An 8,850-nucleotide genomic window follows, 5' to 3' on the forward strand; every position below is an offset into this window, starting at 1 on the left:
CAAATTCGTGGCTGATGCCGCGTGTCAGGCGGCCACTGCGGCCTTTTTCTGGCCTGCAACCGTCTCGATCCAGCCAAGGCCGGACTCGGTGTCCCTGGCGGGCTTGTATTCGCAGCCGACCCAGCCGGTGTAGCCGATGCGGTCCAGGTGCGCGAACAGGAAGGGGTAGTTGATCTCGCCGGTACCGGGCTCGTTGCGGCCGGGGTTGTCGGCCAGCTGCACATGGGCAATGCGGGCCAGGTTCTTCTGCAGCGTGTTGGCCAGCTCGCCCTCGGTGCGCTGGGCGTGGTAGATGTCGTACTGCACGAAGGCGTTGTCGGCGCCGACTTCGTCCAGGATGGACAGGGCCTCATCCGTGCGGTTCAGGTAGAAGCCGGGGATGTCGAAGGGGTTGATTGGCTCGATCAGCAGGCGCAGGTCGGCAGTCTTGAGCGCCGCTGCGGCAAAGCGCAGGTTCTCGACGAAGGTGCGGCGCAGCGTGGCGGCGTCCACGCCCGCGGGCGCCTTGCCGGCCAGGCAGTTGAGCTGGGGCACGCCCAGGGCGTGGGCATAGGTCACGGCCTTGGCCACGCCGGCGCGGAATTCGTCGACGCGCTTGGGATCGCAGGCGATACCGCGCTCGCCGGCATCCCAGTCGCCGGCGGGCAGGTTGTGCAGCACGATCTTCAGGCCGGTGGCGTTCAGGCGCTCCTTGATTTCCTCCACGGTGTGGGCGTAGGGAAACAGGAATTCGACGGCTTCGAAGCCGGCATTGGCGGCGCGCTCGAAACGGTCGAGGAACGGCACCTCGGTAAACAGCATGCTCAGATTGGCAGCAAAACGGGGCATGACTTCAGTCTCCAGATATCTCGTCAAAGGGAAAAGGACAGAGCCCGGGCTCTGTCCTTTGGGCCGACCGCTCAGTCCAGCAGCGCCAGTGCGCTGGGGACGTCGGCCTTTTCGGTGGCCAGGTCTTCGAACTCGACCACGTTGTCGATTTCGGTGCCCATGGAGATGTTGGTCACACGCTCCAGGATGCACTCGATGACCACCGGTGTCTTGTGCTCGGCCATCCAGGCCTCGGCCTGTGCCATGGCGGGAGCGAAGTCCTCGGCGCGGTGCACGCGGATGGCCTTACAGCCCAGGCCCTCGACGACCTTAACATGGTCCACGCCGTAGCCGCGGCTGGCTTCACCCTCATTCATGTTGATATTGTCGAACGCCAATTGCACGCAATAGTCGATCGAGAAGGCACGCTGCGCCTGGCGGATCAGGCCCAGGTAGCTGTTGTTGACCAGCACGTGGACGTAGGGCAGCTTGAACTGCGCACCCACGGCCAGCTCTTCGATCATGAACTGGAAGTCGTAGTCGCCCGACAGCGCCACGATCTTGCGCTTGGGATCGGCCACGCGCACGCCCAGGGCGGCGGGCGTGGTCCAGCCCAGCGGGCCGGCCTGGCCGCAGTTGATCCAGTTGCGGGGCTTGTACACGTGCAGGAACTGGGCGCCGGCGATCTGCGACAGGCCGATGGTGGACACATAGGTCGTGTCGCGGTCCAGCGAGCGGTTCATGCACTGGTACACGCGCTGGGGCTTCATCGGCACGTTGTCGAAGTTCGTCTTGCGCAGGAACTCGACGCTGTTCTTGCGGCCCTGGCATTCGGACACCCAGGCGCTGCGGTCCTTGAGCTTGCCGGCGGCCTTCCACTCCTTGGCCACGGCCACGAACTGCTCCAGCGCGGCCTTGGCGTCGGAGACGATGCCGTAGTCGGGGGCGAACACGCGGCCAATCTGCGTGGGCTCGATGTCCACGTGGATGAACTTGCGGCCCTTGGTGTACACGTCGACGGAGCCGGTGTGGCGGTTGGCCCAGCGGTTGCCGATGCCGAACACGAAGTCCGAAGCCAGCATGGTGGCGTTGCCGTAGCGGTGGCTGGTCTGCAGGCCGCACATGCCCGCCATCAGCGGGTGGTCGTCGGGGATGGTGCCCCAGCCCATCAGCGTGGGGATCACGGGCACGTTCAGGGTTTCGGCCAGCTCGACCAGCAGCTCGGACGCATCGGCGTTGATCACGCCGCCGCCGGAGACGATCAGCGGACGCTCGGATTCGTTGAGCATCGCGATGGCCTTCTCGGCCTGCTTGCGCGATGCCGCCGGCTTGTAGGCGGGCAGGGGCTCGTAGGTGTCGATGTCGAATTCGATCTCGGCCAGCTGCACGTCGATGGGCAGGTCGATCAGCACGGGGCCGGGGCGGCCGGAGCGCATCAGGTGGAAGGCCTGCTGGAAGGCGCGGGGCACCTGGGCGGGTTCCAGCACGGTGGTGGCCCACTTGGTCACGGGCTTGGCGATGGAGGCGATGTCCACGGCCTGGAAGTCTTCCTTGTGCAGGCGCGAGCGCGGTGCCTGGCCGGTGATGCACAGGATCGGGATGGAGTCGGCGCTGGCCGAGTACAGGCCGGTGATCATGTCGGTGCCGGCGGGTCCGCTGGTGCCGATGCACACGCCGATGTTGCCGGCGACGGCACGGGTATAGCCTTCGGCCATGTGGCTGGCGCCCTCGACGTGGCGGGCCAGAATGTGACCGATGCCGCCGTGGTCCTTCATCGCTGCATACAGCGGATTGATTGCCGCGCCGGGCACGCCGAACGCAACGGTTACACCTTCTTTTTCGAGCACGCGGACTGCGGCTTCGATCGCTTTCATTTTGGCCATGGGGGTCTCCTAAGAACTGAGATGGACTTTAGACAAGACCCCCGCCTGGCGGAAGGCGCCCACGGACCATAAAATTTATTCCACTGAAGAATAAGTAGGAGAGGAAATCATGGACCGACTCGATGCCATGCACATGTTCGTGCGGGTGGTGGAAACCGGCAGTTTCACCAAGGTCGCCCAGGAATTCGCCACCACCCAGCCCACGGTGACCAAGCAGGTCGCGGCCATGGAAACGCGGCTCAAGGTCCGCCTGCTCAACCGCAACACGCGCGGCGTGAGCCTGACCGAGGCCGGCGCGCTCTACTACGAGAAGTGCAAGATCATCGTCAACGACGTGGCCGACGCCGAAAACGTGGTCCAGCTGCGCCAGACCCATGTGCAGGGCCAGTTGCGCATCGGCAGCTCGGTGGCCTTCGGGCGGCGCGTGGTCATTCCGCTGGCGCTGGAATTCATGCAGCAAAATCCCCAGGTGCAGGTGGACCTGAGCTTCGAGGACCGCTACACCGACCTCGTGGCCAACGGCATCGACGTGGCGCTGCGCCTGGGCAAGCTGGCCGATTCGTCGCTGGGCGCGCGCACGCTGGGCGTCAACCCCTGGGTGCTGGTGGCATCGCCCGCCTACCTGAAGAAACGCGGCACGCCGCGCCGCCCCTCGGACCTCAAGGAGCACGCCACGCTGATCTACAGCAGCGTGCAGGGCAACGACCTGTGGCGCCTGCGCAATGCCAGCGGCGAGCCCGTCTCCGTTCCCGTCACCGGGCGGCTGCGCTCCAACAACCTCTCGGCCCTGCTGGCCGCCGCACGCTCGCACATGGGCATTGCCGCCCTGCCCCGCTACGTGGCGCATGACTCCCTCAAGGACGGCCGCGTGGTCGAGGTGCTCAAGACCTGCCGCCTGCCCGAGCAGGAGATCCACGCCGTCTATCCATCGCCGCGCCTGGTGCCGCAGAAGGTGCAGTCCTTCATCGCCTTTCTGCAGGGCCGCTTCGACGACGCCTGGTGGGAGGAGCTGCCGCGCGGCGGCTAGAGATGCCCCCTGAGTCGCTTCGCGCCTTCCCCCCCCCTCTCTACGCGCTTCGCGCTATGGGAGGGGGGGCGTACGGGCTACCGGCGCAGCCCTCACTGCGGGGCGGCCCTTTCTCGGCTGCCCTGAATCGGGCCGCGCCAGCCTCATGTGCTGGGGATGACGCCAGCATCATGGTCAATTGATATGTAAAAACGAGCAGCCACCGCTTGATAGGCGGTGGCTGTAGAGTGTTTTCATCCTGAAAACCTCAGATAGCCTGCGCAGGCAGCTATCCAATTTGATGTTTTCAAAGAATCAGAATGGCGCGGAAATCGTTGACGTTGGTGTGGGTCGGGCCGGTGATCACCAGGTCGCCCAGGGCCGAGAAATAGCCGTAGGCATCGTTGCGGTCCAGATGGTCGCTGATGCGCAGGTTCTTCCCGGCTGCGCGTGCCAGCGTGTCGGGCGAGACGCGTGCGCCGGCATTGTCTTCCACGCCGTCGATGCCGTCGGTATCGGCGGCCAGCGCCCAGACCTTTTCCTGGCCTTGCAGCGCCTGGGCCAGGCCCATGCAGAACTCGCCCGCACGGCCGCCGCGCCCCTTGGCTGCACCAGGCTGGCGCGGGCGGATGGTGACCGTGGTCTCGCCGCCCGAGAGGATCACGCAAGGCTTGGCGAACGGCTCGCCGTGGCGGGCCACGGCGCGGGCCATCGCGGCATGCACCTTGCCCACCTCGCGCGATTCGCCCTCGATCTCGTCGGACAGCACATGGGCCGCGATGCCGGCCGCGCGCGCCGCCGCGGCAGCGGCGTCCAGCGACTGCTGGGGCGTGGCGATCATGTGGACCTCATGGCCTGCGAAGCGCGGATCACCGGGCTTGGGCGTTTCCAGCGAGCCATCCTCCAGCGCGGCGCGCACGGAGTCGGGCACGCTGATCTGGTAGCGGTCCAGGATGGCCAGAGCGTCGGCACAGGTCGAGGCATCGGGCACCGTGGGGCCGCTGGCGATGATCGACGGATCGTCGCCAGGCACGTCGCTGATGGTCAGCGTCACCACCTTGGCCGGATGGCAGGCCGCGGCCAGGCGCCCTCCCTTGATGCGCGAGAGGTGCTTGCGCACGCAGTTCATCTCGTTGATGGCCGCACCGCTTTCGAGCAGGGCCTTGTTGATGCGCTGCTTTTCCGCCAGGTCGATGCCCTCGGCCGGCAGGGTCAGGAGCGACGAGCCGCCGCCGGAGATCAGGCACAGCACCAGATCGTCATCGGTCAGGCCTTCGGTCAGCGCCAGGATGCGCTCGGCGGCAGCCAGGCCGGCGGCATCGGGCACGGGGTGGGCCGCTTCCACGACTTCCAGGCGGCGGGCCAGGCCTTCGGGACGCGGCGGAATGTGGTCGTAGCGCGTCACGACCAGTCCGGACAGCGGCGCATCCTGCGGCCACAGCGCTTCCAGCGCCTGGGCCATGGAGCCGCCGGCCTTGCCGGCACCGAGCACCACCGTGCGGCCCTTGGGCGGCTTGGGCAGGTGCTGCGCCATGCTGTGCAGGGGCTGGGCACGCTGTACGGCGATGCGGTACAGGTCCAATAGAAATTGCTGGGGGTCGTGCTGGGGCTGGGCCAGCGCCGGGTGCGTTGCAGTGCTCATGGTTAGGTGTCTCCGACGGCCATTATGAAAGCAGCCGCCGCCAGGCAGGCACATGCGCTCCGGTCAAAACTGCTTAGCGCGCCGCAGCCGCACCGCCCGCCAGGGCCGGCGCGGCAAGGGATTGCGCCCTGCCCACCGGCCTGTCGCGGGCCCGGGACGGAATATGCGTTATTCCAGGGAAACCCCGGCGTCCTTGACCAGCCTGGCAAAGCGCTCTGTGTCGTCCCTGATCTGCTCGGCCATCTGCTGCGGGGTGTTGCCCACGGGGTCGGCGCCGATTTCGGCCATCTTCTTCTGGAAGGACGGCGACTGGATGATGCGCACCATGTCGGCGTTCAGGCGCGCCACCACGTCGGCGGGCGTGGCCCGGGGCACGAGCACGCCGAACCAGGTACCCATGTCGAAGCCCTTGAGCCCCGCCTCGTCCATGGTGGGCACGTCGGGCAAGGCCACCGAGCGCCTGGCCGTGGTCACGGCCAGCGCGCGCAGCTTGCCGGCCTTGATGTGCGGCAGCACGGGCGTGACGGTGTCGAAGGACATGGCGATCTGCCCGCCCAGCAGGTCCGTGGTCAGCGGGCCGCTGCCCTTGTAGGGCACATGCAGCAGTTGCACATGGCCCATGCTTTCGAACTGGGCGCCGATCAGGTGCTGGCCCGTGCCCGCGCCGTTGGAGCCGTAGGTGTACCTGCCCGGCTGCGCGCGCGCCAGCGTCAGCAGCTCCTGCACGCTCCTGGCCGGTACCTGGGGATTGACCACCAGCACATTGGGCACCACGGCCACCGTGGTCACGGGCGCCAGGTCCTTCTGGAAGTCATAGCCGAGCTTGCGGTAGACGCTGGTGGCGATGGTGTGGTGCACGGCGCCCATGAGCAGCGTGTAGCCGTCGGGCTTGGCCTTGGCCACGTAGTCGGCCCCCAGCGTGGCGCCGGCGCCAGGCCGGTTTTCCACGATCACGGGCTGGCCCAGGCTCTTGGCCAGTTCCTGGCCCAGGGCACGGGCCAGCACATCGGTGGTGCCGCCGGCCGGGAAGGGCACGATGAGGTTCACGGGCCGGCCGGGCCAGGGCTGGGCCCAGGCCGCGGAGGCGGCCGCGCCGCAGATCGCCAGGCCCAGCATGGATGCGAGAACGGTGCGCTTGCTGATGGTGCTCATGATTTGTCTCTCCGTCTTTTTGTCGTTGGAATCATGTTCGCCGGGGCTGTCGCCCCGGCGGGCAGTGCCGCGGCCGGGCTGCCTCAGACGGCCTGGGCAGCCTTGTCGGCCCGGCCGGCGGGCTGCGCATGTTGAAGCCGGTCGATCACCGCCTGCGTCACCTCGGCCGTGGTGGCCTGGCCGCCCAGGTCGCCGGTGTGGAGCCGGGAATCGGCGGTCACGCTCTCCACGGCGCGCATCAGGCGCTGCGCGGCGGCGGGCTCGCCCAGGTGCTCGAGCAGCATCACGCAGCTCCAGAAGGTGCCCACGGGGTTGGCCAGGCCCTTGCCCATGATGTCGAAGGCCGAGCCGTGGATGGGCTCGAACATGCTGGGGTAGCGGCGCTCGGGGTCGATGTTGCCCGTGGGCGCGATGCCCAGGCTGCCGGCCAGCGCGGCGGCCAGGTCGCTCAGGATGTCGGCATGCAGGTTGGTGGCGACTATGGTGTCCAGCGTCGCGGGGCGGTTGACCATGCGCGCCGTCGCGGCGTCCACCAGCTCCTTGTCCCATTTCACGTCGGGGAACTCCTGGCTGATCTGCACGGCGATCTCGTCCCACATCACCATGGCATGGCGCTGGGCGTTGCTTTTGGTGATGACGGTGAGCAGCTTGCGCGGCCGGGATTGCGCCAGCCTGAAGGCAAAACGCATGATGCGCTCCACGCCGGCGCGGGTCATCATGCTCACGTCCGTGGCCGCCTCGAGGGGGTGGCCCTGGTGCACGCGCCCGCCCACTCCCGCGTATTCGCCTTCGGAGTTCTCGCGCACGATGACCCAGTCCAGGTCCTGCGGGCCGCAGCGCTTGAGCGGCGCGTCGATGCCGGGCAGGATGCGCGTGGGCCGCACGTTGGCGTACTGATCGAACCCCTGGCAGATCTTCAGGCGCAGCCCCCACAGCGTGACGTGGTCGGGGATGTGCGGATCGCCCGCCGAGCCGAACAGGATGGCGTCCTTGTCCCTGAGCGCCTGCAGGCCGTCGGCCGGCATCATCTCTCCATGCGCGCGGTACCAGTCGCCGCCCCAGCCGTAGCTGGTGAATTCGAAGGCCAGGCCGGGCTGCGACGCGGCCAGCGCCTCCAGCACCATCAGCCCTGCGGGGATGACTTCCTTGCCGATGCCGTCGCCGGGGATGCAGGCGATGCGATAGGTCTTGCTCATGGATCTTGCTCCTTGTGGATGTGCGGCCCGCCACCACGGGGCCATGGGAGGCGAATCTATCGCTTGAGCCGGGCTGCGCACGCCCTTAAAGTGATGCCATTGTTCACTTTGATTCAACAATGAGCACTCCCGCCTCGCCCCCTTCCGAAATGGCGTTCTTCAGCCTGCTGGCTCGTGCCGGCAGCCTCTCGGCCGCAGCGCGCGAGGAAGGCATCAGCACCGCCGCCGCCAGCAAGCGCCTTTCGCAACTGGAGGCCCGGCTCGGCGTACAGCTGGTCAGCCGCACCACGCGGCGCCTGCACCTGACGATGGAGGGCGAAACCTATCTGGAACAGGCTCGCCGCATCCTGGCCGACATCGAAGCCATGGAGCAGCAACTGGCCGGCATGCGCAGGCAGCCCCAGGGACTGCTGCGGGTCAACGCCACGCTGGGCTTCGGCCGCAGCCATATCGCGCCGCTGATCGCCGGCTTCAGCAGGGAATATCCGCAGGTCCAGGTACAGCTGCAGCTGTCGGTGCAGCCGCCACCACTGGTCGACGACAGCTTCGACATCTGCATACGCTTTGGCGAACCGCCCGATGCGCGGGTACTGGCCACGCGGCTGGCACCCAACCGGCGGCTGCTGTGCGCGGCCCCCCGCTACCTGGCCCAGCATGGCGCTCCGCAGACGCCCGCCCAGCTGCGCCACCACGACTGCATAGACATACGCCAGGGTGACGATGCCTACGGCATCTGGCGCTTTGCGCATGGCGGCAGGACCGAGAGCGTGCGGCTGCGCAGCCGCCTTTCCACCAACGACGGGGAGATCGCCGTGAACTGGGCCCTGGCGGGCCTGGGCATCGTGATGCGGGCGGAATGGGACATCGCGCGCTATCTGCAAAGCGGCCGGCTGGTGCAGGTGCTGCAGGACTACAGTACCCAGATGGCGGATATCTACGCGGTCTACCCGCAGCGCCACCAGCACACGAGCCGCGTGCAGAAGTTCATCGCCCACCTGACGCGCCACTTCGGCGCCGTCCAGCCGGGCCGGTGATTTCGGCGGGCCTTGCTGCCCCCTCTCTACAGCAAAACACTTTTCACCTTGGTGTCAGCCAGAGGAGCCTAAGGGAGAACACTTAGTTTCTGTCGACAGAAACTGTATACAAAACTTGCCGCCAAGGACT

General features: G+C 67.2%; 7 protein-coding genes. 2 read left to right on the plus strand and 5 right to left on the minus strand.

Features of this window, described 5'->3' with window-relative positions; translation table 11 throughout:
- Nucleotides 1–24 precede the first annotated feature (24 nt).
- Both hyi and gcl read right to left on the minus strand, forming a co-directional pair.
- A complete protein-coding gene (hyi, locus tag Cte04_RS11555; protein ID WP_066477002.1) occupies nt 25–828 on the minus strand; it encodes a hydroxypyruvate isomerase in 804 nt (267 codons plus the stop codon).
- Nucleotides 829–899: 71 nt separating this feature from the next.
- Nucleotides 900–2,690: a glyoxylate carboligase gene (gene gcl, locus Cte04_RS11560; RefSeq protein ID WP_066477004.1), complete on the minus strand. Its 1,791-nt coding sequence runs from the start codon at nt 2,688–2,690 to the stop codon at nt 900–902.
- 109 nt (nt 2,691–2,799) lie between these two features.
- Between gcl and Cte04_RS11565 the strand changes: the two genes are divergently transcribed.
- Nucleotides 2,800–3,717: a LysR family transcriptional regulator gene (locus Cte04_RS11565; RefSeq protein ID WP_066477010.1), complete on the plus strand. Its 918-nt coding sequence runs from the start codon at nt 2,800–2,802 to the stop codon at nt 3,715–3,717.
- Nucleotides 3,718–4,003: 286 nt separating this feature from the next.
- On the opposite strand, the gene Cte04_RS11570 is transcribed toward Cte04_RS11565, so the two are convergent.
- From Cte04_RS11570 to Cte04_RS11580, 3 genes are all read right to left on the minus strand, one after another.
- Nucleotides 4,004–5,338 carry a glycerate kinase type-2 family protein gene (locus tag Cte04_RS11570; protein ID WP_066477013.1) on the minus strand — a complete coding sequence of 445 codons (1,335 nt, stop codon included), beginning with the start codon at nt 5,336–5,338 and terminating at the stop codon, nt 4,004–4,006.
- A 168-nt stretch (nt 5,339–5,506) separates the two neighbouring features.
- Entirely contained in the window at nt 5,507–6,454 is a 948-nt protein-coding gene (locus Cte04_RS11575) for a tripartite tricarboxylate transporter substrate binding protein (RefSeq protein ID WP_245633353.1), read from the minus strand.
- A gap of 119 nt (nt 6,455–6,573) precedes the next feature.
- Nucleotides 6,574–7,686 (minus strand): tartrate dehydrogenase, encoded by a 1,113-nt coding sequence (locus Cte04_RS11580; protein ID WP_066477019.1) that lies wholly within the window; start codon nt 7,684–7,686, stop codon nt 6,574–6,576.
- 119 nt (nt 7,687–7,805) lie between these two features.
- Between Cte04_RS11580 and Cte04_RS11585 the strand changes: the two genes are divergently transcribed.
- Nucleotides 7,806–8,720, plus strand: coding sequence for a LysR family transcriptional regulator (locus tag Cte04_RS11585; protein WP_066477020.1), 915 nt, complete (start codon nt 7,806–7,808; stop codon nt 8,718–8,720).
- The last annotated feature ends 130 nt before the right edge of the window (nt 8,721–8,850 follow it).

Origin of the sequence: Comamonas terrae, from assembly GCF_001544075.1 — a bacterium.
GTDB classification, from domain to species: domain Bacteria; phylum Pseudomonadota; class Gammaproteobacteria; order Burkholderiales; family Burkholderiaceae_C; genus Comamonas; species Comamonas terrae.